Source organism: Nitrospirota bacterium (genome assembly GCA_016235245.1).
Taxonomy (GTDB): Bacteria; Nitrospirota; Thermodesulfovibrionia; order Thermodesulfovibrionales; family UBA6898; genus UBA6898.
This window is the reverse complement of sequence record JACRLO010000001.1, coordinates 99,924-125,405: the sequence shown is the minus strand read 5'-3', so window position 1 is coordinate 125,405 and position 25,482 is coordinate 99,924. Positions and strand designations below refer to the sequence as shown.

The 25,482-nt window shown below is 48.1% G+C and carries 26 protein-coding genes; 24 read left to right on the top strand and 2 right to left on the bottom strand.

What is annotated here, in order from left to right; genetic code table 11:
• Nucleotides 1-108 precede the first annotated feature (108 nt).
• Both HZB31_00595 and HZB31_00590 read right to left on the bottom strand, forming a co-directional pair.
• The gene (locus HZB31_00595) at nt 109-558 is read right to left on the bottom strand and encodes a DUF721 domain-containing protein (protein MBI5846453.1); all 450 of its coding nucleotides are present in this window, start codon (nt 556-558) and stop codon (nt 109-111) included.
• A complete protein-coding gene (locus tag HZB31_00590; GenBank protein MBI5846452.1) occupies nt 558-752 on the bottom strand; it encodes a 50S ribosomal protein L28 in 195 nt (64 codons plus the stop codon). Before HZB31_00590 ends, HZB31_00595 begins: the two co-directional genes overlap by 1 nt.
• 123 nt (nt 753-875) lie before the next feature.
• On the opposite strand from HZB31_00590, the gene infB reads away from it, so the two are divergent.
• The 24 genes from infB (at nt 876) to gspN (ending at nt 25,480) form a co-directional block, all read left to right on the top strand.
• Complete coding sequence (gene infB / locus HZB31_00585) at nt 876-3,332, top strand: translation initiation factor IF-2 (GenBank protein MBI5846451.1); 2,457 nt, start codon at nt 876-878, stop codon at nt 3,330-3,332.
• A gap of 119 nt (nt 3,333-3,451) precedes the next feature.
• Complete coding sequence (gene rbfA / locus HZB31_00580; protein MBI5846450.1) at nt 3,452-3,808, top strand: 30S ribosome-binding factor RbfA; 357 nt, start codon at nt 3,452-3,454, stop codon at nt 3,806-3,808.
• Complete coding sequence (locus HZB31_00575; GenBank protein ID MBI5846449.1) at nt 3,795-4,751, top strand: bifunctional oligoribonuclease/PAP phosphatase NrnA; 957 nt, start codon at nt 3,795-3,797, stop codon at nt 4,749-4,751. The genes rbfA and HZB31_00575 overlap by 14 nt, the downstream gene beginning before the upstream one ends.
• A gap of 60 nt (nt 4,752-4,811) precedes the next feature.
• Entirely contained in the window at nt 4,812-5,690 is an 879-nt protein-coding gene (truB, locus tag HZB31_00570; protein MBI5846448.1) for a tRNA pseudouridine(55) synthase TruB, read from the top strand.
• Between the two features lie 109 nt (nt 5,691-5,799).
• Nucleotides 5,800-6,852 (top strand): type IV pilus assembly protein PilM, encoded by a 1,053-nt coding sequence (pilM, locus tag HZB31_00565; GenBank protein MBI5846447.1) that lies wholly within the window; start codon nt 5,800-5,802, stop codon nt 6,850-6,852.
• The gene (locus HZB31_00560) at nt 6,849-7,388 is read left to right on the top strand and encodes a PilN domain-containing protein (protein MBI5846446.1); all 540 of its coding nucleotides are present in this window, start codon (nt 6,849-6,851) and stop codon (nt 7,386-7,388) included. The genes pilM and HZB31_00560 overlap by 4 nt, the downstream gene beginning before the upstream one ends.
• Nucleotide 7,389: 1 nt before the next feature.
• Nucleotides 7,390-8,001 carry a type 4a pilus biogenesis protein PilO gene (pilO, locus tag HZB31_00555; GenBank protein MBI5846445.1) on the top strand — a complete coding sequence of 204 codons (612 nt, stop codon included), beginning with the start codon at nt 7,390-7,392 and terminating at the stop codon, nt 7,999-8,001.
• Nucleotides 7,998-8,528, top strand: a complete 531-nt coding sequence (locus HZB31_00550) for a pilus assembly protein PilP (GenBank protein ID MBI5846444.1) — start codon at nt 7,998-8,000, stop codon at nt 8,526-8,528. The genes pilO and HZB31_00550 overlap by 4 nt, the downstream gene beginning before the upstream one ends.
• A complete protein-coding gene (pilQ, locus tag HZB31_00545; GenBank protein MBI5846443.1) occupies nt 8,528-10,726 on the top strand; it encodes a type IV pilus secretin PilQ in 2,199 nt (732 codons plus the stop codon). Before HZB31_00550 ends, pilQ begins: the two co-directional genes overlap by 1 nt.
• Nucleotides 10,727-10,872: 146 nt before the next feature.
• Complete coding sequence (locus HZB31_00540; protein ID MBI5846442.1) at nt 10,873-11,502, top strand: hypothetical protein; 630 nt, start codon at nt 10,873-10,875, stop codon at nt 11,500-11,502.
• A gap of 31 nt (nt 11,503-11,533) precedes the next feature.
• Nucleotides 11,534-13,234, top strand: coding sequence for an Ig-like domain-containing protein (locus HZB31_00535; protein ID MBI5846441.1), 1,701 nt, complete (start codon nt 11,534-11,536; stop codon nt 13,232-13,234).
• Nucleotides 13,235-13,395: 161 nt separating this feature from the next.
• A complete protein-coding gene (locus HZB31_00530) occupies nt 13,396-14,901 on the top strand; it encodes a tetratricopeptide repeat protein (protein ID MBI5846440.1) in 1,506 nt (501 codons plus the stop codon).
• A 123-nt stretch (nt 14,902-15,024) separates the two neighbouring features.
• Nucleotides 15,025-15,867 carry a hypothetical protein gene (locus tag HZB31_00525; GenBank protein ID MBI5846439.1) on the top strand — a complete coding sequence of 281 codons (843 nt, stop codon included), beginning with the start codon at nt 15,025-15,027 and terminating at the stop codon, nt 15,865-15,867.
• A 10-nt stretch (nt 15,868-15,877) separates the two neighbouring features.
• On the top strand, nt 15,878-17,782 hold the full coding sequence (gene gspD / locus HZB31_00520) for a type II secretion system secretin GspD (protein MBI5846438.1): 1,905 nt from the start codon (nt 15,878-15,880) through the stop codon (nt 17,780-17,782).
• Nucleotides 17,779-19,302 (top strand): type II secretion system ATPase GspE, encoded by a 1,524-nt coding sequence (gspE, locus tag HZB31_00515; protein ID MBI5846437.1) that lies wholly within the window; start codon nt 17,779-17,781, stop codon nt 19,300-19,302. The genes gspD and gspE overlap by 4 nt, the downstream gene beginning before the upstream one ends.
• Entirely contained in the window at nt 19,289-20,452 is a 1,164-nt protein-coding gene (locus tag HZB31_00510) for a type II secretion system F family protein (protein MBI5846436.1), read from the top strand. The genes gspE and HZB31_00510 overlap by 14 nt, the downstream gene beginning before the upstream one ends.
• 16 nt (nt 20,453-20,468) lie before the next feature.
• Complete coding sequence (gene gspG, locus HZB31_00505) at nt 20,469-20,957, top strand: type II secretion system major pseudopilin GspG (protein MBI5846435.1); 489 nt, start codon at nt 20,469-20,471, stop codon at nt 20,955-20,957.
• Between the two features lie 90 nt (nt 20,958-21,047).
• Nucleotides 21,048-21,509: a prepilin-type N-terminal cleavage/methylation domain-containing protein gene (locus HZB31_00500; GenBank protein ID MBI5846434.1), complete on the top strand. Its 462-nt coding sequence runs from the start codon at nt 21,048-21,050 to the stop codon at nt 21,507-21,509.
• The gene (locus HZB31_00495; GenBank protein ID MBI5846433.1) at nt 21,502-21,825 is read left to right on the top strand and encodes a type II secretion system protein; all 324 of its coding nucleotides are present in this window, start codon (nt 21,502-21,504) and stop codon (nt 21,823-21,825) included. The genes HZB31_00500 and HZB31_00495 overlap by 8 nt, the downstream gene beginning before the upstream one ends.
• Before the next feature lies 1 nt (nt 21,826).
• Complete coding sequence (locus tag HZB31_00490; protein ID MBI5846432.1) at nt 21,827-22,417, top strand: prepilin-type N-terminal cleavage/methylation domain-containing protein; 591 nt, start codon at nt 21,827-21,829, stop codon at nt 22,415-22,417.
• Nucleotides 22,407-23,276 carry a general secretion pathway protein GspK gene (locus HZB31_00485; GenBank protein ID MBI5846431.1) on the top strand — a complete coding sequence of 290 codons (870 nt, stop codon included), beginning with the start codon at nt 22,407-22,409 and terminating at the stop codon, nt 23,274-23,276. Before HZB31_00490 ends, HZB31_00485 begins: the two co-directional genes overlap by 11 nt.
• Entirely contained in the window at nt 23,276-24,247 is a 972-nt protein-coding gene (locus tag HZB31_00480) for a hypothetical protein (protein MBI5846430.1), read from the top strand. The genes HZB31_00485 and HZB31_00480 overlap by 1 nt, the downstream gene beginning before the upstream one ends.
• A complete protein-coding gene (locus tag HZB31_00475) occupies nt 24,240-24,734 on the top strand; it encodes a hypothetical protein (protein MBI5846429.1) in 495 nt (164 codons plus the stop codon). The genes HZB31_00480 and HZB31_00475 overlap by 8 nt, the downstream gene beginning before the upstream one ends.
• Nucleotides 24,731-25,480, top strand: coding sequence for a type II secretion system protein GspN (gspN, locus tag HZB31_00470; protein MBI5846428.1), 750 nt, complete (start codon nt 24,731-24,733; stop codon nt 25,478-25,480). The genes HZB31_00475 and gspN overlap by 4 nt, the downstream gene beginning before the upstream one ends.
• Nucleotides 25,481-25,482: the final 2 nt, after the last annotated feature.

Sequence of the window (25,482 nt, the reverse complement as noted above, 5' to 3'; positions counted from 1 at the left end):
CCCTTCAGTTACAAGGGGTATAACAGCACAAAATACGACCCATCCCTTATCTCCCCTCCCAAAAGGGGTGCAGGGGTGGGTTTCTTTCTTTACTGAGGCATTACAACATCACCTGTTTTGACCTGGTTTTCTGTCTGCAGCGAGCGATTTTTCGATAGCCTTCCGGATGGAATCCTTCAGCGCTTCATTCCTGATGTCGGCAACGACCGATGCTGCAAATGAAATCTCATCGGGCGAAAGCGGCCTCATCGGCCTCTCCGCTGCTTGCTTCGGTTTCTTTTGCGTGATCCTCCCCAGACTGAACCGAACATCAGTTACAGCGTATGAAGAAAGCTTCCGGATGATCTCTTTTTTATAATACGTAAGTTGCTGCATCCAGGCGGGTGATTCAACATGCAGAAGCAGTTCCCCCTCGGTAAGTGTTGCCGGAAACATATGGGAAGAGATACTTATTTCGAAGATGTCAGACCAGTCGTTGCGGAGCCGCTCAAGCCTCACTCCGTTCTCGATCCCGAGTTGTTTCAGCATCGGGCCGAGAACGGTTTCAGCCTTTTTCATCAGACGACCTTTTTTACCGTTCCAGTCCTCAGGCAGCGTGTGCAGACATAGGCGCGCTTGATCCCGGCATCAGTCTGTATCCGCTTCCTCTGGAGATTCGGCAGAATCTGCCGTTTCGTCCTGTTGTTTGCATGGCTGACATTATTGCCAACCGTCTTTTTCTTGCCACATGCATAACAGCTTGCCACGTTCATTCCCCCTTTCTACATTGCATAATCATAGTTGGTTATGATAACATTTTAAAACTCTTGTTACAAGATTATCACTCGGCGCAGTATTCTATCTGCAGCACGTCGCATAGCTAAGGACAAAACAACATGGCAAAAGTCAGGATATACGAATTAGCAAAGAAGTTGAACAGAAACAGCAAGGACATCCTTGACGAACTTGCCGACATGGGCTTTGAAGGGAAATCCCATTCCTCAAGCATCGATTCATCGATCGCAGACAAAATAGCAAGAACTCTGGCCGTTTTGGAGCCTGTAGAGCCTCCTCCGCCTCCTGTTGAAGAACCGAAATCGATGCCTGAGCCTGCCAAAGAGGCAGCAGAAATGGAAGAACAGAAGATAGAGGAAATAAAGGCAGAAGTTCAGACGGAGCCTATGGCAGAAACAGCGGCAGAGCATAAGGATGTCGCCAAGAAAGAGGAGCATAAGAAAGCTCAAAAGCTGGCCAAACCGCATAAAGACAAGATGGAAAAAACCATAAAGCTTGAGCCGACTTTGCCAAGCGAGCCTCCTCCCCTCGTAATGGACGAGCCCGAAGTTGAGCTTGCTGCTGCGCCGGCAATACCTGAGAAGGACGAGGATGTTGCTGTTCCTGACCGGTTCAAGAAAGAGAGCGAAGCTGAAAAGATAGAAAAGTTCAAGGCGAAGCCGGGACTCCAGAAAGCCTTCACGAGTATCAGGAAGGTTGAACCGAGGAAATGGGATCCGAGGTCACAAAAAAGAGGGTTCGGCGGGTCCAAATCATCCTATAAAGATGAAAAGCAGCCTGTCCTCTCGACCGCTCCACGGAAAAAGAATCTTAAACTCCGTGAGGGCATGTCAGTCAAGGAATTTGCAGAACTTATCGGCATCAAAAGCGGCGATGTCATCAAAAAGTTCATGGCGTTAGGAGATATGACGACCACCATTAACCAGCCGGTTGATACGGATGCGGCACTGCTTATTGCCGACAGCTTTGGCATTAAACTGGAACTTGCTTCAGTGGAAGACGATTATCAGGTCGACGAAGAGACGCAGGAAAATGCGGCAGACCTTCAGCACCGCGCCCCCGTCATAACCATAATGGGACATGTTGACCACGGCAAGACCTCCCTTCTGGACGCTGTCAGGGAAACTAAAGTTACGGAAACCGAGGCAGGCGGCATAACCCAGCATATCGGTGCCTATAAGGTAAATCTTAAGGGGAAAGATATTGTATTTCTTGATACACCGGGGCATGAGGCCTTTACCGCTTTAAGAGCGAGGGGCGCCAAGGTTACGGATATTGTTGTCCTTGTTGTCGCTGCCGATGACGGCGTTATGCCGCAGACAAAAGAGGCTATCAATCACGCCAAGGCCGCAAATGTCCCTATCGTTGTAGCCATCAACAAGATTGATAAGCCGGATGCCAATTTAACCCGTGTAAGAAACGAGCTCTCTGAGCAGGGTATTATCTCGGAGGATTGGGGCGGCCATAATATCTTTGTCGAAGTTTCTGCAAAAAAGCGTATTGGCATAGAGCATCTTCTTGAAATGATCCTGCTTCAGGCTGAAGTCCTGGAACTGAAGGCAAACCACGACAGAAGAGCCAAAGGTACGATTATTGAAGCAAAGCTCGATAAGGGAAGAGGGCCCGTTGCAACCCTGCTTGTCCAGGCCGGCACACTCAAAATTGGAGATGCGCTCCTTTCTGGCTCGCATGTCGGCAAGGTCAGGGCGTTGCTCGATGATACAGGGAAAAGGATCCAGGAGGCTGGCCCGTCAACACCGGTTGAGGTGATAGGTTTTTCTGAAGTGCCTGCAGCCGGCGATGTCTTTACGGTGGTCGATGACGAAAAACGTGCCCGTCAGATCGCCATGACGAGACTTCAGAAGCAGCGTTCTTTGGAAATAGCAAAGGCAAAAAAGCTTACCCTTGATGAGCTCTATACCCAGATCAAGGAAGGCCAGATCAAGGAGTTGAACATAATCATTAAGGGTGATGTTCAGGGCTCCGTTGAAGCGATCAAGGCGGCCTTTGAGAACATAATACATCCTGAGGTCAAGGTTAAGGTCATACATTGTTCTGTCGGCGGTATTAATGAGTCAGACGTCATGCTAGCAACAGCATCAAATGCCATCATTATCGGCTTCAATGTGAGGCCCGAGACCAAGGCGGCGCAAACAGCAGAAAAAGAGGGCGTTGATATTCGGCTCTACAATATTATTTATGAGGCGATCGACGACGTCAAAAAAGCCCTAGAGGGTATGCTTGAGCCGACACTCAAGGAGAAGATCCTTGGCAGGGCGGAGGTCAGGCAGCTTTTTCCTGTTTCCAGACTCGGTACGATAGCGGGATGCTCCGTCATCGATGGCTATATGACACGGGTAAGCGACGGCATCCGTGTCATCAGGGATAGCGTTGTTGCCTACGAAGGCAAGATCGCAAGTCTGAAGAGGCAGAAGGACGATGTGAAGGAAGTTCAGACGGGATACGAATGCGGTATCCTTATAGAGAATTTCAATGATCTGAAGCTCGGTGACATCATTGAAAACTATATCATAGAAAAGATCGCTACCAAGCTTTAATCAAACCGTCCCTCATGTTCAGTGCGGCCCGTATCCGCGGGTCGCTGACTGCAACCTATCTTTAGAAAAGAAAATCGTTTATTATATTTTTATGCGCTGCATATCTTATGAGGTGATCGATGCTTCCCTATAAACGTTCGCAGAGGGTTGGCGACCTTGTCCGCGAGGAGGTTGCTGACATTATCATGTATCGGCTGAAGGACCCGAGAATCGGTTTTGTAACCGTAACCGGGGCAGATATGTCCGATGACCTTAAGTCGGCTCGTATTTTTGTGAGCGTACTGAAACCGGAAGACCGGGAACAGACTCTCCATGTCCTCAACGACGCCAAACCCTTTATCCGAGCGGCTCTCGGTAAACGGCTCAAAATGAAATTTATCCCGACGGTGGAGTTCAGACTCGACACGTCTATTGAATACGGCTCTAAAATAGACAGCCTCCTGAGAAAAATTAAGACAGAAGATGAAAGTTCCTGAAAGCCTCCTGACTGCTCTCAGAAAAGAGCAGGCTTTTCTTCTTGCAACGCATATTAATCCTGACGGTGATGCATTGGGCTCCTGTCTTGCCCTTGCTGAAGCGCTTGAGGCGCATGGGAAAAAAGTCCATATCTTTGACCGGGATCCCGTACCTGAACCGTACCGGTTTATGCCAGGGCACAAGAAGTGTAAATCCTCGCTAGGGTATCAACTTAGAAAAAACCCTCTGCTTATTCTTTTAGATTGCAACAGTCCGGAACGGGCAGCGCTTGAGGGTTATTCATTCGCCAAATCTGTTGTCATTGACCACCACGAAACTGAATCGCCCTTCGGTGACATCCGATGGGTTGAACCAACTGCGGCCGCAACCGGACTGATGGTATTTCATCTGATAAAAGCCTTGAATATCGGGCTTACAAAATCTATGGCGACAAATCTGTACACGGCAATAGCGGTTGACACAGGAACCTTCAGATACAGTAACACCAGTTCTGACGTGCTCAGGGCAAGCGCTGAGCTTATCGATGCCGGTGCACAACCGGGCGTTATATCCGAGCATTTGTACGAGCGTTGGAATAAGAACCGGTTTGACCTGCTTAATCTTTGTCTTGGCACGCTTGAAATCAGGGACAACGTAGCCCTGATCCATGTCACCAGAGCTATGTTCAGGAAGACCGGGACTGTCGAAGCGGACACGGAGAATTTTGCTAATGTTCCGCGCATGATCGATTCTGTTGCCATCTCTGCGCTCATCAGGGAGACCGAGGATGGCCGCTGGAAAGTGAGCATGAGATCCAAGGGGCAGGCAAATGTTGCAAAAATCGCTGCGCTCTATGGCGGCGGGGGACACAGGAATGCTGCTGGCTTCAGGGCCAGGACAGATCTCACATCGCTGAAAAAGACCCTCTTTACGGCAGGCAGAAACGTCCAGCCGAAGAGATGAAACAACGGAACATTTTCGGAACAGTATCCTTCTGATATTCCCTCTCGTTATCTCATATCCATGAATATTATTATCAATCTCGACAAGCCAAAAGGAATAACCTCCCAGCAGGCAGTCACGAATGTGAAGAGACTGCTGGGAGTCAGAAAAGCCGGTCATACCGGCACCCTTGATCCTATGGCAACGGGAGTTCTTCTCGTCTGCCTGAACGAGGCTACGAAGGTAAGCCGCTTTCTTCTTGATAAAGACAAGACCTATCAAGCGAGGCTGAAATTAGGCGAAAGGACCGACACCCTTGATGCCGACGGTAAGGTTATTGAAATAAAGGATGTCCCGACATTTACACCAGAACATATTATCAGCGTTGTCAATCAATTCATCGGCAAAATAATGCAGAAACCTCCGATGTATTCTGCGATTAAACTCAACGGCCAGCCCCTTTATAAACTGGCCAGGAAAGGCATGGAAGTAGAAAGAGCAGAGCGGCCGGTTGAGATCTACGATATTAATATTCTGCTGGTAGAACTCCCCTATGTTGAGATAGCGGTCTCCTGTTCAAAAGGCACTTACATACGAACGCTCTGCGATGACATCGGTCTTATGCTGGGCACAGGAGCTCATATCACGGCGCTTAAAAGAACAGGTATCGGTTTCTTTACGAGTGATGCATCAGTGACTTTTGACATGCTGCAACAGGGGATAACCGACGACTCGCCATGCGTGTCAACTATTGACCATGCACTCACTGATTTGTCAGAGGTCATACTTGACGAATCAGACTGCAGGAAAGCGAAAAATGGCATACCTCTAAGCAGGGATATTGTCGGCGGAATCCGTGATAATGCCTATGTTAGACTGAAGGATTCCCTGGGTTCTCTGTTCGGGATTGGTATGACGAAAAATGAAAAAATTATCATTGAAAGAAACCTCAATTTGTAACTTTAATGGGCATTTCTTAAAGCATTTTCTTAGGGTTCAGTTTGAACTCTCTGAAATAAATACAAAAAAAATACTTGACAAGAGCTTTTTTTTCTGGTATTCATAAGCTATGTTTTTTAGCGGAAAAGGATCAATCGGGTTAGACATCGGCTCGAGCTATGTCAAAGCGGTGAAGCTCAAAGAGTCAAAAGGCGGGTATGAGCTTGAGCTTTGTCATCTCCATTCTCTGCCGCCTGAACTCATTGTTGACGGCTCAATTATCGACTCTCTGCGTCTTGTTGACTCTCTGAAGGAGATGCTCAAAACAGCAGGGATCAGGGCGCAGAACGCAGCCATCTCTATTTCGGGCCATTCCTCCGTTATTATCAAAAGAATATCTCTGCCTGAAATGTCAGAGGAAGAACTCTCTGAATCAATTAAGTTTGAGGCGGAGCAATATGTGCCTTTTGATATTGAAGACGTTAATCTTGATTTCCAGATCATAGGCCCTAAAGATGAACCGGGTCAGATGGACGTTATTCTTGTTGCCGTAAAAAAAGATATTATTAACGAATATATCCAGGTGGTCAAAGAAGCCGGTCTCACGCCAATCGTTGTTGATATCGATTCGTTCGCACTCGAGAATATGTACGGGATCAATTACGAGATTGAGCCCGGAAAAAATGTTGCCCTGCTCAATATCGGCGCAAGTACAATCAATATGAGTATTCTGAAGGGCGGCATATCAGTCTTTACCAGGGACAGTTCCCTTGGCAGCAATCTGCATACCGAGGCGCTGCAGAGAGAATTCAATATTACCTATGAACTCGCGGAAAAACTGAAACGGGGCGAGTCGGTTGAAAATGTATCACCGGAAGATGCAAACGCCGTAATTGAATCGGCGTCTGAAGAGATCCTCAGTGAGATCAGCCGCTCCTTTGATTACTACCGGAGCACAACCGTGCATGAGGATATCGCGGAAGTCATCCTAAGCGGGGGATGCGGCCTTATCAGGAATTTCTCCTCCATGATTGCCGAACGTTCGGGCATAGAGACAAAGATTGCAGAACCGTTCAGAAACATCAAGATCCCAAAAAAGTTTGATGTTTCTTATATTGAGGAAATAGCCCCTATGATGGCTGTAGCGGTCGGGCTTGCCCTCAGAAATCAGGGCGACAGATGATAAAAGTCAATTTACTCTCAACCAAAAAGAAGAAAAAGCAGAAGCCTGTCCCGGCTTTTCTGATTTATGCGGTTCTTCTTACCTTAGCCGTTGGAGCGATATTCACCTATATCACCTACCACTTCAGTTCCACGGTATCAGCCAAGGAGGCGAAGGTTAAGGAAAACGAAAAAACCATCGCTGCACTTAAAGAAAAAATAAAAGCGGTCGAAGACTTCGAAAAACTGAATAAAACGTTTCAACAGCGCAAGGATATTATTGAGGAGCTTGGAAGAAACAAATCCCGTCCGATCAAGATCCTTGATGAGATCAGCGCACTTTTGCCCGCTGGAGTTTGGCTGGGGAACGCGGAGGTTAAGGGGTTGGACGTATCGCTTTCCTGCACCGCGTTTACCAATACCGACGTTGTCAATTATGTCAATAACCTGAAGAACTCCAAGCTCTTTACGGATGTATATCTTCAGGAGTCGGTACAGTCAAAGGTAGCCACCACTACCGTATATTCATTCAAATTAACGTTCAAGGTGAAAGCATAATATGGCAATCAAACTTGATATAAAGACCTTGCCCTCTTATGTGAAAATAATCGTTGCGGTACTGCCGTCGATCATCATCGCGCTGCTGGTACTGTTTCTGGTGATTAGTCCTAAGCTGAAGCAGATCAAGGTTCTGGAAACACAGATCGACAAACAGAATAACGAAATCGCTGCCAGCCAGGCAAAAGCTGCCAAGCTTGACGTATTGAAGACAGAAAATGAAAGACTGGTAAAAAGGATCAATGAACTGAAAGAACAACTCCCTGATGAGAAAGAAATATCAAGCCTCTTAAAACAGGTTTCTGATATGGGAATTGCAGCCGGTCTTGAGATAAAATCGTGGAAACCGTCCCCAAAAAAGGCGCATCCGAGCGGCATTGTTCATGAAATACCGGTATCGGTTGATGTCGTCGGTTCATATCATAATCTTGGATATTTTCTCAGCAGTCTCACCAAACTGAACAGGATTGTCAATATTTCTAATATGAAACTCGGAAGCCCCAAGAAAGAAAAAAGCGGAACATCATTGCAGGTCTCATTTACTGCCGCAACCTTTTCTTCAGTTTCTGATGCGGAGGCAGCCAAGGCCCCGGCTCCGGCGGGTGCAAAATGATGAAAACCGGGAAGATACTTCTTGTCTTTGTTCTTTCAACTGCTTTGTTCATAGTATCAGGCTGCGGTGGTAAACAGCCTGCGGCTCCAAAGAAACCTGAGGCAGCGAAGCCTGTGCCTGCGGCTCCATCTCAGCAGGCTGCAGTGCCGACTGCCGAAATCAAGGTCGAGAAAGAAGTGTATGTCTATGAACCCAAGGACCGGAGAGATCCATTTACCTCTCTCGTTGAAGTTAAACCGACCGGTACTCGCCAGGCCTTGAAGGGAGCTTCTCCCGTTGAATCCTTTGATGTTGACGAGATAAAACTGATTGCAATCGTATGGGACCGGCAGCAGTCTTATGCTATGATAACCCTGCCGGACAATAAATCATTTACGATTCGAAAAGGTATGACCTTGGGGATATATGGCGGTAAAGTTCGTGAAATTACTCCTGATTCAGTAATCATTACCGAAAAGGTCAAAGACTACAAAGGTCAGCTCAAAATCAAGGATACTATACTGAAACTCCGCAAGGAGGAGGAATAATGAGAAAATATACACTCCTGAAACCATTAATAACTATTTTTGTCCTGATAGCGCTGCTGGGTTGCGCAAATACGCAGGCAGTCAAGCAGTCATCCCAGACAATCGAAGTTCCTGCCCTTACCTCACTCAGGGTTGATGAAAACAGTCTTACGATCCAGAGCAGCAAGCCATTCACCTATACGCTGAACAAGACAAACGATCCCTACAGAGCGACCATCGAAATTCCAGACATGAGCATTGGTGCATTTACGGACAAGATCGTTTCCGATAATGGCATGGTCACTGAAGTTGTGCCTCAGCAGATCGATTCGCCGACACGTATGACAAGGCTTGATATTGTTCTGCAGAGCCCTTCCTCCCTTAGCCCTGAATATAAAGACAACACGCTTATTCTTTCCATCAAAAAAGATGATCCTATGGTTTTTACCGAGGCCAAAAGCATTGAAGCAGATCCTAAGCCTTTGGTAAGACTTGTTGCGGTAGAGGTCCCGGCAGAAAAAGAAGCATCGCCTGCAGCATCCAGAGCTACCGAAATAAACAGCATAACCATAAAGAAATCAGCTGATACGGTAAAAGTAATCATCAGCGGCAATGGTACAATGATTCCGAATGTCTTCCCCGTGAATGAGCGTATTGTTGTTGATATCCCTGACACGGCGTTACGTGCTGCCTTACCGTCTCAAACTATGTCTCCTCTTAAAGGCATACGGGCGGGAAAGCACAAGGACAAACTGCGTATCGTGCTTGACCTGAAGGAAAAAACAAATTTCGATGTAACGGCAATCGGTAACTCAATTGAAATATCGCTTATGAACAAGGAAGATGCCCAGCCTCAGCGTGCATCGACTAACGCAGCCAAAGAATCGGCCGCTGGTGCGGCGCCTGTTGCATCGGAACCGGCAGTTGTTGCCAAAGAATCAGCGGTATCTGCCACTACAACCGATGGGGCCTATTCGGGCAAGAAGATTTCTCTTGATTTCCAGGATGCGGATATTATTCCCATATTCAGGCTACTGGGAGATGTAAGCGGATATAATATCGTTGTTAATCCCGAAGTGAAAGGAAAAATAACCCTAAAACTAATTAATGTGCCCTGGGATCAGGCTCTCGACATTATCATGAGGACGTTCCATCTGTCCAAAATTGTTGACGGCAATATCATCAGGGTTTTACCGACTACTGCGGTAGCGAAAGAGCTTGATGAAATAAAAAATAACAAAAAGGCCCAGTCTGAAGCCGGTGATCTTGTTACGAAGATCTTTACCGTGAACTACGCCAATGTGGATAAGATCAAGGAAGCTATTGACAAGGCTAAGGTGCTCAGTTCAAGGGGTAGTTTGAGTACTGACAAAGACAGTAGCAATATCATCGTTAACGATCTTGAACTGAACCTGCAGAAAGTAGAGGCCCTTCTGAAAGATATCGATACGGAAGATTTGCAGGCCAGACAGGTTTTAATTGAGGCGAGAATCGTTGAAGTCAATACGGACTATTTACACGACCTTGGTGTTCAGTGGGGAGCATTTGCATCGAAAGCTACTGGAAATGGAACATACGGTGTCGGCAACCAGGGCTTGGCCGGAACTGCAGCGCCTGGCAATTTCCTGGTTAATGTGCCTGCGTCATCTATAGCAGGACAGCTCGGGTTCGGATTTATCAATAGAGCAGGCACTATGGCACTCGACGTTCGTCTATCGGCCATGGAGGAGAATAAAAAAGGGAAGATATTGTCAAATCCAAGGCTCCTGACGATGAACAACATCGAAGCATCCATTAAGCAGGGGCGTGAGTTACAGCTGCCTTCCACGGATAAAGATGGACAGCCAAAATTACAAACAGTTCCGGTTGATCTCACGCTTAAAGTTACGCCAAAAATTACTCCGGCCGGCGCGATAATTCTTGATCTTTCAATTGTGAAAAAAGAATTGCTGCAATTAATCAATGCCGGCGGAAATGTCGGAGCAGATACCACCAATACGGACATTAAGACAAAAGTCCTTGTAAACAATGGTGAGACTCTTGTTGTCGGCGGGGTCTACAAATATAGTGAGTCGCATAGTGATCAAGGCATTCCGGGCCTGAGTAAAGTCCCGCTTCTTGGACAATTATTCAAGAATGATAATAATTCCAAGAATCAATTTGAAATTATTGTATTTGTTACGCCCAGAGTCATCGAGAGCAACGTCAGTCTAAAATAGAGTTCCTGTTGCGGATGAAAGCAGGTGCCTAAACGCAACGGGATTGTTGCGCAGGAACTGCAGGAATGACAGAGAAGCTATGAGCAGATATTTAAGTTAATTGCAAATTGCCAATAACATTGAAATATAGAAACAAGGAGTGAAACATGAAAGGTAAAGTTCTTATATCAGGCTTGATGGTTTTGCTGACATTGCCGCTTTTCAGTTGCGGTGGCGGTGATGTTGGAGCGCCCGGCTCTACCGGAAGCAGCGATACAGGCATCGTGATCCAGTCCGTAAGCATTAAAGGGGTTCCGACAACGACGGACCTGACGCCGGATATTGATGCAAATGTTCATGTCTGCTCTGTCGATGCTAACGGTGTTGCGACGTATGAAAAAGGTCTTTTCCGGGTGGACGCAGAGATAAACATACTTGCCAAGAGGCTGAATGAAAGCGGTGTTGCGAATCCTCCTTTTCCGGCAAGTGTAGAGGAATGCACCATAACCTATCTCAGGGCAGTTGAAGACCCTTCCGCTCCGGTCATCCCTTCATTGACGTTCTATCCAAACTGCATCCTTACTGACAGCACAGCGTCAACATGTTCAGTTCCGCTCATTGATATACAGAGAAAGCATGATTTCTGGAGCGCCTTGGTTGGCGGCATAAATGTTCCCTCTGAAAGACCTACCCATTATGTGGCAAAATACTACTGCAAATATAGGAATGATTTCGGCACTGGCTATTTCCCGATTGAATATGATTTCTGGATAGATGACTTTGAGACCTGTCAGTAATGATGACGGCAGCTACCAATTAGGAGGAACTATGAAAAATAAATTATTATTGCCAATATTTATACTATTGATCTGCATGACAGTGCTCCTTGCCGGATGCGGCGGTGGAGGGACTGGCAGTTCAGCAGCACCTCCTGGCGTAAATACCGGTGTGCCTTCGGTAGTTAAGCTGCTCCCGGTTCAATTTATCGCCCAGACGAATTCCTTTATCACCTTAAAGGCCAGGGTGCTTGACGGCAACGGCAATGCTGTTGCTAATTATCCCGTGAGCTTTACGAACATGTCATTAACCGGAATCTTGAGTGCAGTAACCGCAACTACGAACAGCCAGGGTAATGCCGAGGTAAGACTCTCCTCGACTACCCCTGGGTTTGCCACGATCGTTGCACAGGTTACTGCCGGCTCAGGGATCGTAAGAGACCGGAAGACCGTTTACTTCTCTACAAACGATGTGCTTGCAACCAGCATGTCTATGGAAGTAAATAGCGTCCCCGGCAACAGCACATATAATGAAGTGTCCGATTTTACGCTGTTTGAATCAGATGCTGATGATACCTTTGAAGTATTGGCCACAATCTTTGATGCAGGAGGGGTTCCTGTTCTTGGGGGTTGGGGAGTTTCCTGGGGCACGAGCCATGCAGAAGCGGTAGTGGTCAGAGCTGAAACGGAAACGAATGTATATGGTCAGGCTAAGGCTATATTTAAGGTCTCCCCAACATCTATCCGGGACACAGAGACACACGTCAATGTCACTGCTTTTGCGGGTAATGGGGCTGCCAATATGGTGACCCTCTTCCTGCGGCCGGTTGTGGTTTCGGCTGCAGCTTCATCGCTTACGGCTGATCCTCTGACGGTAGCCCCGGGCGGCACATCTGATTTAACCGCTATTGTTATGCTCAATACCGGCGCAAAAGCGCCTGACGGCACAACAGTGAATTTCTCGACAACGTGCGGAACAGTAACGCCATTTGGACAGACAACTGACGGTGTGGCCGCGAGTGTATTTACCGCCCCTGTAACAGAGGGGACATGTACGGTGACTGCAAAGGTGGAGGGAGTCGTGATCGGCACTGTTCCTATCCGTGTGACGCAGGCCCTGGCAGTCTTCCCGACGTCTGCGACTATAGACGGCTTGGCTGGCGGCAGTCGAATCTTCACCATCACCGGTGGAAACCCGGCTTACAGCGTCACTGCAAGTAACCCGTCGGTGACCTTATCGGCAGTGGCGGCCAATGGGACCTTTACTGCTACCGTTGCTCCTGGAACGGCAGCCGGAGCGGTTACGGTACAGGTTCGGGATTCTGCAGGTGCAACAGTGACCGTAACGATTACGATTACTGCTGGAATCTGTACAGCAGCTGCGCCAACAATAACAGTTGTGCCCGGCGTAGCACAAAATATTTCAGCCGGGGGTGTTCTTCCTGCTTCCGTAACCTATAACCTTACGGTGCATAATAACGACAGTGCAGCATGCGCTGCTGCAACGTTTACTCTCACTAAGACATCGGATACCCCGGCGGTTCCTACTGCAGATTTTGCAACATCTGTACTCTCCGCAACGATCCCAGCTCCGTGCTCGTTGGTGCCTGGGGGAACGTGTACCGCTACGCTGACGCACACGTCTACAGCAGGGCCGCTTACAGCTACAAATACGCTGGCCACATTAGTGACAGCCTCCGCAGCGGGACATGCGAGTGGCACATTGACCTTAACGACAACGATCGTGCCATAGGAATTGACGAGCCATTTTGTAGGGCATACATGAGAAAGGGCGGGCTAAACCCCCGCCCTTTTTTTTGTCTTGCGTTCATCAGGACTCCGATACAGACAGATGAAAGCGCATGGCTATAGAAAGGTTGTTAAGCCACGGATACTTCGGTGAAAGCATAAAAAATGAAATTTATTCATGATCTCATATCCCCGCTGCATGATATTGCAGGGGTAATCGCCGGCTATCTGCATATCCCGTGGGCAGCAGAGTATGTCCACTATTTTCTCGCAGCCATACTCCTTCTTATCCTGTTTGTTATTGCCAAAAAAATATTGTCGGTTCTTCTTGGCGTCTTTCTACGGCCGTTTCAACCTCTGAGAAGATACTTTGCCGAAAAGAGCATGAATCGAGCAGAAGAAAAAGTCATCAAAAGGAGGATAAAAAAGGCACTGACCGAAAAGGACCATAAAACAGCAGCCCAGCTTTATCAGTCGATCAATGCCTATGAAAAGGCGGCAGTTCAGTATCTTGAGGCAGAGGAGTATGCCTCTGCAGCCGAGATCCATGAAAAGACCGGAGACCTTGAAAAGGCAGCGCTATTTTTTCAAAAGGCCGGAAACAACACAAGGGCTGCCGAACTTTTTCTCAAGATTCAGGATGATAAAAATGCGGCACTCATGTATGAAAAGGGCAGGCATTACCTTAAAGCGGCTGAGCTCTATGAAAAAGCTGGTGACTTCATGAAGGCAGCCGAGTCTTATGAGGCCTGCTTTATCGAGCAGAGAAATCCTGTATCCATGGAAGCATCCGGAAGCAGATATGCGCTTATGAGCGGGAAACTGTATGAAAAAGCCGGTCAATATGACAAGGCGATCAGGATCTTTGAACGTGCGCGTCTCTTTTATGATGCCGCGGCTGCGCATGAGCTGAAGGGCGATTTCCTCCGGGCTGGAGAATGCTATCTGCACTCGGGCAATCCTGAAAAGGCAGCAGAATTATTTGGCAGAGGCGGGGAGTTCAGAAGACAACATGAGATCCTGTCAAACATATCTTATCGGAAAGGACAGCTGCAGGAGGCGGCGTTGTTTGCCGAAAAGGCAGGTGACCTTCTGCTGGCTGCAGAGATATGTATGGAGGCGGGCAGCTATTTGAAGGCCGGTGAGTTATACGCCATGGCCGGCTCCTTCAACGATGCGGCAGAGATGTACCTCAGGGGAAATGATTTTTCAAAGGCGGCCGAAGCCTTTGAAAAGGCGGGGAACTATATCCCTGCAGCGGAGGCATATCAGAAGACCGGACAAATCGACAGGAAGGTTGCAGAACTCTATGCAAAAGGCGGTGAATATCTGCGGGCAGGCAAGCACTTTATGCAGCTTGAACTTATTGATAATGCGCTGACAGTTCTTCAGAAGATAGAACCTGAATCCCCTGATTATAAAACCGCCTCTGTAGCTATCGGCAGGATATTTGGCCAGAAAGGCATGGCGCACCTTGCTATTGAGAAGTTCAATAAAGCGATCAACAATGAGCCGGTCAACAGGTCAAATCTCGAACCATACTACTATCTGGCGCTCTATTATGAAATTTCAGGCAAGACTGATGATGCCAGAACTATCTATAACAAGATCTTAGCCGAAGATTACCAATATATGGATGTCAGTCAGAGGGTTTCCCGACTCTCACCATGATCCGGCAAACCTGCAAGTTTTCCATGGCAGTCTCCTCTTAAGTGTACGGCATCGCTAAGGTTTCAACTCGTAGCAACCTGATTTGGTGGTCATTTTTGTTATATAATAGCCTTCTGGTAATCTATGAAAACGATGGATTTTTTTAGAAAGAGCGCGTTTCTGAATACCGCAGGCGTTGCTGTCCTTGTCCTGTCAGTTTCATTTAATCTGGGAAAGATTTTTGAACTTGTCTCGACAAAGGGGACCGTGACGAAGACGGAAGACAAGTCTTCCGGAATGAAGGATTTGCAATCCGTAAAAAGCTTTGCTGCTGTTGTTGAGAAAAACCCTTTTGGCATAAAGGGCGCCAGATTTTCAGTTATCCAGAAGGAGTCTGGCACGGCGACAGACCCGAAAGGACTTGTCTTAAAGGGCGTTATAACGTATAAGCCCGGATATGCCTTTATAGAAAATAAGGGTTCCATGCAGAGGCTTTTCAGGCTCGGGGAGGATGTCTTTGGCGCCGGGAAACTGGCTGCCGTCTCAGCAGACAAAGTGACCATCTCCGATGACGGCAGACGATTCGAACTCCTGTTTCCGAATATAGAATCTGTTGCTTCAAAAAACCCCTCAACCGCGGCCTTTGCCAGTCAGACGATGAAAAACAGCAAAGAAATGACCTTTGACAGGGAGCAGATCAAGAAATTTCTCGAAAACCCCAATGAGCTGCTTACGGGCGCCCGGCTTATGCCGCTTCTTAAAGAAGGCAGGCAAGAAGGTTTCGTGGTCAAAGAAGTCAGGCTGGGGGGTGTGTATGAAAATTTGGGACTGAAGAATGAAGACATTATTCTCAGGGCAAACAAAATAGACCTGAATTCGCCGGGTGACGGGGTGAAGATATTCAATATGATAAAAGAGCTGGACAGGATGGAACTGGACATAATAAGGAATGGCGTACCGATGACTCAGGTATACCATATCAATTAGGGGGGCTATTGTGAAGAAAATCGGTATATGTCTTCTGGTTGTTTTTCTGCTGGTTTCGGTCGTTTCTGCCGAAACGAAGAAAAACCTCATAGCAGTGAACCTGCAGGATGTTGAGCTTACCAATGTGGTGAAGTTCATCAGCGAGGTGACGGGGAAGAATTTCATATTCGATGAGACGCTGAAGGGCAAGATCACGATTATGGCGCCCTCGAAGATATCGGCTGATGAGGCCTTTTCTCTCTTTACCTCGGTGCTCAATCTGAAGGGTTATACCCTGATACCGGCGCCTGGCAACCTGCTCAAGATAGTCCCTGTCGGCCAGGCAAAGGCTCTCTCCCCCGAGGTTGCAGAGGGGAAGGCCACGGATGCGTATATCACAAAGCTTATACCGCTGAGCCACATAAGCGCTGAACATGCCCTGAAATTTTTTCAGCCCCTTATCTCAAAGGACGGTCATGTCTCGGTATTCGGGACGGGCAATTACCTGCTGCTTGTCGAAAATGCGCTGAACATACAGAGGATCGAGCATATTCTTTCCTTTGTGGACCAGCCACTTGCGAAGGATGATCCTGAGTTATACCAGATCAAAAACGGTGTGGCGGAAGATATGGCGAAAACGATCAATGAGTCGCTGCAGAAAAAGGACAAGGCCGTGATCGGGGGCGATGAGATTCGGGTCATGGCAGATACCAGGCTCAATGCCCTTATTCTGATCGGCTCGAACTATGCCAAAGAATCGATAAAGAAACTTGTTGCCCTCCTTGATATTCCGCAGATAGATATGACAGGTAACATCAAGGTCTATTTTCTTGAAAACGCTGATGCGATCGAGATGGCAAAGGTGTTGGACGGCGTTGTCAAGGGTATTGAGGAAAAGGCAAAACAGCCCCAGGATACGAAAAGTAAGGTTACGATCACGGCAGACAAGGCGACGAATTCGCTCATTGTAAATGCGCCTGCCGGGCTTTACCAGAACCTGTTGGGCATTATCAAGGACCTGGACAAGCGGCGCAAACAGGTGTATGTGGAGGCCATGATTGTGGAGGCGTCACTGGATAAGCTCAAAGAGCTTGGTTCCAAATGGCGCACCATAGCCCGGAACAATGGCGAGGGCGCGGTCGCAGGGTTCGGAACGATGGACAGCAACTCCATGCTCGAAATCATCAATGGGCTGGCCGGTATGTCTGTAGGCGGCATGGGCAATTTTTTCAGTGTGCCGGTCTCTGACGGAACGACAACGACCAATCTGACTATCCCCGGATTTTCAGCCCTCTTCAGCGTCAATGAGTTCAGGGACGCGGTGAATGTGCTCTCGACGCCCCAGATACTCACCTCTGACAATAAAGAAGCTGAGATTATTGTCGGAGAGAATGTGCCATTTATATCAAAGAGAGAGACCAATACGACGGGTACGTCCACAGGAAGCCTCTTCAATGTAATCGAGCGGAAGGACGTGGGCATTATGCTCAAGCTGACACCTCAGATAACCGAAGGGGAGTATGTCAAGCTCGACCTCTATCAGGAGATTTCCTCCCTGAAGCAGGAGACCAACGTGCGTATCCTTACCGAGGTGGGCCCGACCACGACAAAGCGTTCAACAAAGACTTCCGTTGTTGTGAGGGATAACCAGACCGTTGTAATTAGCGGCCTAATGCAGGAAAAGGGCGAGGAAATAATTACCAAGGTGCCGGGGCTTGGCGACATACCGTATCTGGGATATCTTTTCAAGTTCAAGTCCGTGAACAAGACAAAAACGAACCTGGTTGTATTTCTGACTCCACATATCATAAGGAATTCCGCTGACCTTGCGGCCCTCTCAGAGCGGAAGAAGGCTGATTTTACCAGACAGATGTCTGATGACAAGTCCAGCCTCAAAGAGCATATTGAACCCGACGTGAAGGTGAAGGACCAGTGAGCCGGGAAGTCAACTCCCTTCAGATCTCTGATATCGATGTCAGCGTGCTGAAGGATGTCCCCTTTGAGTTTTCAAGGAACAACCGGTTCCTTGTGTACAAGAAGGAAGACAATACATTATTCGGCCTGGTCTGCGATGACAACGGCAGATTCGCCCTGCGCGACATGGCAAAGAAGTTCGGCCTCGGTTTTGAATACGGGTTATGCCCTGAAGAGACGCTCTTGAGTCTGCTCAACCAGGCCTACAGCCTTATTCCGTCCGCACAAACGGTCATGGGAGAAATCTCCGGGGAAGACCTGAAGATGTTCTCGCAGTCAGCCGAGCTGCCAAAAGACCTCCTTGAACTGAAGGACGAGGCGCCGGTTATAAAACTGCTTAATGCCCTTTTTCTTGAAGCGGTGAAAGAGAGGGCGAGTGATATCCATATTGAGCCTTACGAGAGGGAGCTTGAGGTGAGGTTCAGGATAGATGGAATACTGAAAAAGCTCATAACGCCGCCCAAGATAATTCAGGACGCACTCATCTCACGCATCAAAGTGCTTGCCAATCTGGATATCGCTGAAAAGAGGCTGCCTCAGGATGGGCGTATCCGCCTTATTGTAGGCGGTAAGGACATCGACATAAGGGTTTCTATTATTCCTACTTTTTTCGGTGAGAGGGCGGTATTGAGGATACTCGACCGCATGAAGGGTGTAATGAGCCTTGAGGAGCTTGGACTTGGTGAAAGCAGGATGCCTCAGTTTGCGTCTCTGCTTTCCCGGTCAAATGGCATACTGCTTGTAACAGGCCCCACGGGTTCCGGAAAGACAACGACACTGTACGGCAGCCTGCTCAAGATATACAGCGAGGAGAAAAATATCATCACGATCGAAGACCCCGTGGAATATCAGATTAGAGGGGTTGGACAGATCCAGGTGAACCCGAAAATAAACCTGAATTTCGCTGCCGGCCTCAGGTCAGTACTCAGGCAGGACCCTGATATTATAATGGTGGGCGAGATTCGGGACCGGGAGACCGCAGAGATCGCCATACAGGCCTCTCTCACCGGCCATCTGGTCCTCTCTACACTGCATACAAACGACTCGGCCTCGGCTGTCACGAGACTGGTGGATATGGAGATTGAACCTTTCCTGGTTGCGTCATCACTGTCTGGAGTGCTTGCTCAGAGGCTCGTGAGGAAGGTATGCGATTTCTGCAAAACGCCGGTGGCACTCAGTCCAGGAGAAAAGTCAGGGTTTCCTGCATTGAAAGATGTTGAGACCGTGTACAAGGGCAAGGGCTGCCCGGAATGCAGGGGCAAAGGCTATCTGGGCAGGACAGGAATCTTTGAGTTCCTCTCGATAGACGAAGAGATAAAAGATCTGGTCCTTGCCAAGAAGGACGCAAGGACCATCAAGCAGAGAGCGGTCCAAAAAGGCATGGCGACGCTTATGGATGACGGGATCAGCAAGGTAAAGAAGGGGAGCACCACCCTTGAAGAAGTGCTCAGAGTTACAAACCAGGATTATGCCGAATTTTAAGTATCTCGCTTACAATACCAAAGGCAGGGAGATAAGCGGCAAGACCTTCTCGCGAGATGAAGATGAAGCTATTGTTGACCTCAGGAAAAAGGGCCTTTACGTAAAGGAGATCGGGAAGGATGAAAAATCAGGCTTCAGGCTCGAAAAGGGTCTAAGCATTTCCGATATCTTCATTAACCTTTCTGCAATGATATCTTCTGGCGTCCTGGTGCCTGCCGCTATCCAGTCAATCTCCGGAGAAACCGTGGGAAATGTGAAGAAGGTTATGGAGGACGTCTACAATAATGTTGTGAAGGGCCTCAGCCTTTCCGGCGCCATGGAGCTCAGAAAGGACTTCTTCCCTCAGTATGCTGCCTCTATGGTGAGGGCAGGTGAAGAATCAGGGAGGCTGGATATTGTGCTTGCGAGCCTTGCCGGTTTTTTAGAGAGGGAGAAGGAACTGAAAGACAAGGTCAGATCGGCACTGATATACCCTATCTTTATGGTTACGGTCTCACTGCTGCTGATATTTTTTGTCTTTGTCTTTGTCTTTCCAAAGGTGACCGGAATATTCATGGACCAGAAAATACCATTGCCCTATATAACGAGAATATTCATGGGGCTTAGCAATTTTCTCTACGGGTACTGGTATCTGCTGATCATTGCTGCAGCAGCCGCTTTTTTTTCGGGCAGGGTCTATTACCGGAAACAGACGATGCAGATATCAAAAAAGCTGTTTTATTCTCCCTTGAAGTCATTCAGGAACCTTTCTATCTCAAGATTCTGCAGGGTCCTGAGCCTTCTTCTTGCAGGAGGGGTCCCGATAATAAAGGCGCTCGAATATTCCAGGGACGTTTCGGGCAGCGAGTACCTTGCATCAGAGATAGACAGGATCAAGAAAGAAGTCAAAGAAGGGAAAAAACTGTCAGATCTCGCACTTTTTCTGCCCCCGACATTTCTTCAGCTGGTGATAACCGGCGAGAAGACCGGTGGGCTTGAAGGACCGCTCGAAAGGATAGCGGATATGGCGGAAAGAGATTTCAGAAAATCGATCGACAACTTTCTCCGGGTGCTTGAACCTTCAATCATCCTGGTGATGGGTGCAGTTGTGGGCTTTATGGTGATATCCATTCTCCTGCCCATATTCCAGATGAACCAGATCATTAAATAAGGAGAAGAATATGCGGATGCAGAGTTTACAGAACGTTTCGGGTTTTGTCGGACCCCAACCACCAACCACCAACCACCAAAGACAGAAGGGCTTTACGCTTATCGAGGTGCTTGTTGTGGTATTCATCCTTGGTATTTTGGCCGCTCTTGTGGCGCCGAAGATGCTTGGTCGTACTGACGACGCCAAGATAGCAGAGACAAAGCTGCAGATGAAAAACCTTGAGACTGCCCTGAAGCTTTACAAACTTGACAACGGCCTGTATCCCACAACCGATCAGGGGCTCGATGCCCTCATCACAAAGCCGGCATCAGAACCCATACCGAAAAAATACAAGGATGACGGGTACCTGGAGAAGAATAAAATACCGAAGGATGCCTGGGGAAACCCTTATCTGTATCTGTCTCCGGGAAGCCATGGCGATTTTGATATGATCTCCTATGGCTCTGACGGAAAGCCGGGAGGAGACGGCAAGGACGCTGACATAAAAAACTGGGAGTTGGAGTGATACGGATTCAAGCTGCGCATACGGCCGGATATGAGGAATTAAGGAGTTGACTGCGAAGCCAACGCCGGCAGTGTCTGAAGGTGACTGTGTATGAGAGGGTTTACCCTGTTAGAACTGCTTGTTGTCCTGTTCATAATCACGACGCTTGCCTTTATATCATTCCCGAGCGTCTGGGGCGGACTGGTAAAGGACGATAACGCTGCGCTTGCCTCGACCCTCAGAAAGCTCAGGAATGAGGCTGTTGCTACAAAAAAAGAGATATTCTTTACGATCGACTTCAAAGAACGCCAGTTCAGGGTACGTGGTGCAAGGGGCGAGGCAAAAGATAAGCCCAGGATTATCGATATGAACGAGGGCGAGATATGGGAGGTTTTTATCCCCTCGAAAGGAACCGTAAAAGAAGGCCAGGTAATCGTCACCTTCAGCCCTTCGATACAGGAAGAACTCATTGCGTTTTATCTCACGAAAAATGGGAGAGAGACGTCTATCATACTGAATAACCTCTCTGGTGAAGTCGAGATTGAGGAAGGCAAAAGGAAGTTCGATGAGTAAGATGAAGGGGTTCACCCTTATCGAGGTCCTGGTCTCTCTTGCGATTGTGAGCGGGGTATTTCTGGTGGTGCTTACCTCATTTTCCTATCATATCGATGTCTTTGGCAGGAAGAAAGACAGCCTTAGGCTTGTGCTTCGGGCAAAGGAAAACCTCTACCTTTACAGGACCGGAAAACTCATAGAACTGACCGGCACAAAAGACGGTATAGAATACGAGATAAAGACGGAAGATGCGCAATATCACCTGAAGAAGGTCACCTCAATGGCCAGGTCCGGCAGGGATGAGGCATCGCTCCTTGTTTACATGAGGAAATGATATGGAGGCTGGCAATAAAAGCGGCTTCACGCTGATCGAGATACTCGTGGCGCTTGCCATAGCCGCAGTGGTCATCGGGTCGGCCTACACGCTTCTGTTTACGGTAAAAAAAGGCACGGCAGGCGTATACGAAAAGATGCAGGAGAAGGAGCAGGCCTTTAACCTCTTAAGCATGATCAGGAAAGAGGTTGAGAGTATATACTATGCCAGAAATACGGATTATACGGGCATTAAGATCGAAGAGAAGGACTTCTACGGCAAGCCTGCTTCACGGCTCACCTTCACCTGCTTTTTCAGGGACGGGCTGAAGGTGATCAGTTATGAGGTGGTGGAAGACAAGGAGGGCAGGCTGAATATCCTAAAGACGGTTGCGGATGTAGTAAAGGGCGGACAACCGATAAAAATAACCGTTCTCAAAGATGTTGAGGGCTTCAGTGCACAGGTGCTGGATGAGGGATACGATAAAGTATATGATTCGACAAAGCTTAAGAAGGTCCCGAAAGACGTGAAGTTATCACTCCTGCTGAAAGGAGGCAAAGAGGGCGAGACATATTCCCAGATATGCTCTCTCATGCTGAACGATGCGCTCTAGAAAAGGCTATGTCCTTGTTATCGTACTGCTGATACTGGCAGTCACTACGGCTGCGGTAATTCATTTTGCCGGGACAGTGTATGGATATGTAAATACGGCCAATAATTTCAATGAGTCTGAAAGGATGTCACTGCTGGTTAAGTCAGCCTATATCCTTACGGCAGAAAAGGCTGCTGAACTGTTATCACAGACCAATTTCAGTGACCAGAGAGTCATCTCTTTTGAAGAGAAGATTGAAGATACGACTGTCGGGCTCTTTCTGGAAGACAATAACAGCAAGTTCAATGTGAATCTGCTCGGTTCAGGGAATCCGGTTCTGAGCGAAACCAGCTGCAATATCTTCAGAAGGCTTCTGCGGGAACTCAAGATCAGCGAAGAGTATGCCGACAGACTTGCGGACTTCATCGATGCTGATAACATTCCGAGGGTGCCGGGCGGCGAGGACCGTGCCAAGAATCAGTTGCTCTTTTCTTTGTCGGAGTTGAGCTATATCTTTCCAGACGATGTTTTGAAGGCTGTTGAGCCTTACATTACGGTTTTCGGAAGCGAAAGGGTGATGATAAATATAAATACGGCCGACCTGCCTCTCTTGAAGTCCCTTCACCCGGAGATGACTGATACGCTGGCAAGAAGAATCATTGAAGTAAGGGAAAGCAAACCCTTTATAAAGACGGCCGACCTGCTAAATGTACCTGGCATGGAAAAGATCGGCTATCATATATCAGATCTCATAACGGTGAAAAGTACCAGCTATAATGTGACCGTAAAGGCAGAGCGCAATGACTTGATAGAGACTGCGGAGGCCGGTTTTGATCTGGGCGGGGGCAGGGCAGTCCTAAAATACTGGAGGGAACAATAATGGCTTTATGTCTCTATGAGGAAAACGGCGGGTTCCGCCTGTATGACGAGGAGGCGAAACGGTCCTCTGATGCGGCAGAAAAGATCGAAGATCTTCTGCCGTCACTGCAAAGGAACAGGGACATCAGGCTTTATATCGGCCTTGACGCTTTCTCGATGCGCAAGTGCGTTCTGCCTCATCTGGAAGGCGACAAAATAAGAGAGATTCTTCCCTTTGAGATGGAAGGTCTTTTTCTGTCTCCTTCTTCGGAGCTTCTGTTCGATTTTTACCCTCTCGCGACTGCTGAAAATGGCACCGAAGGGATTGTGTTTGCCTTGAAAAAGGAGGCCGCAGAAAAATATATAGCCCCATTTGTAAAGGCCGGACTGAACCTTACCACACTTTCTCCTGTATGGGACAACAGGCTTTCTGAATATTGCGCTGATGCAGGACTTTTCTATAAGACAGCGCTTAACCTTGCGCCTTCGGGTCTCACCGGAGAAAAAAACAAGAGAAAGGCGATGAACGTTTACCGGACGTTATTTCTGTATGCAGCAGCTGTCCTGCTGGTATTTACGGCTGGACTCTCGGTCAGGTATTTCCTTGTTCTGAAGAAAGAATCCAGGATAACCAAAGAAGTGTCTTCTGTATACGCCAGCCTGTTCCCGAACCAGAAGATGCCGTCTGACCTGTATTACGGCGTTCAGTCGAAACTGACCGAACTGAAGCAGAACTACCGGGCCTTCAAGGGGATTGAGGTGCTCGGGACCCTCAGGTCGGTATCGGAGAGTTCGCGGGAAGGGGTCAGAGTGAAAGAGATCACTATGGATGGCAACAAGGTCCTGCTTAAGGGAGACGCTGCAGACTACGCTTCCGCAGACCAATTCAGAAACACCCTGAAAAAAAGTTTCGGCGAGGTTCAGCTCCTCGAGACGAAGAACATGCCGGACGGTAAATCCGGGTTTGCATTAGAGGTGACAATCCATGAATAATGATAAGAAAAAGCTGCTTGTTGCTGCCGGAGCCCTTGCCTTGCTGTTTATTGCAGTTCTTTTCCTTCATGCAGGGGTGAACGGTGCCCTGAAAAGGCTTGCGCTGATGGAGTCCGTGTATGCCGAGATGAGCGGCAACAGGGCCGGACTTATTTCCATGTCGGAAGAGACAAAGGCCCTGAAGGCAAGGGTTGAAGAGAGCAAGAACAAAAATTTTGTATCAGAGACCGAAAAGATCGCAACCGAATGCGGACTTTCAAAGAACCTGAAAAAGATACATTTTATTACGCACAGAGAGGATGCCCGGTTCAAAGGAGACGATTATGAGCTTAAGATCGAGGGCGTAGACATCAATACATCAGTTAACTTCATATACCGGATATTAAACGCCGGCGTGCTGGTGAAGGTAAAAAAGTGCTCGATTGCGGTCAGCTTTGAAAATCCGACCCTGCTCAATATCAGTCTCCTGGTTTCTCACATCACATGAAAAAGATCGTCGTTGTCCTGGCCGCCGTAATACTGACGGTCTTTCTTACGTTCTTCTTTTTTCTTACGCCTTTGCAGATCATATCGAAGTTTAACGATGCTCAGCAGGCAGTGGTGTTGAGTGCCGGCAAGTCAGGCGGTAACTTTCTGACAGGGTACCATTTCACGAATGCATCCTTTGCCGGCAAGGAGGGCGCGAGGCTGTTGCTGCTCGATGAGGCGACACTCGATATTCACCTCCTGCCGCTCATTTTCGGGCGTATAGGGATAGACGTACATTCAAAAGAGATAACGGCTGTTTTGTCTGCGGGCCTTGACGGCAGTGTCAAAGGAGAGGCTAGCTTTCACGACGTCCCCTTTGATACCGCAGCGTTGATCGTGCCTGCAGAGGTTTCTTTCACTGCGCCGATTTCCGGCAGAGTGACCGTATCAGGCAGAAAAGCCGATATTGAAGTCAAGGCTGAACAGATCAGCTGGAAAAAGCTTTCTGTGTCGGGGTTCGATCTGCCGCCGAACCTTTTTGAGAAGGGCAAAGGCGCCCTGTCCGTTGAAGGTGACAGGATAACGGTCAGGTCTCTTGCCTTTGAGGGAGGCAAAGGATATGCAAGGCTCTCCGGCGAGATACTCGGCGGTCAGAGGAGCCTTACGCTTGAACTTTTCCCCAGCGACTGGAACGATTTTATGCTCCTGCCGCTCGAGCGCTATAAAGTTTCACCCGGGCAATATAAAATGACACTCAATTCATGAAG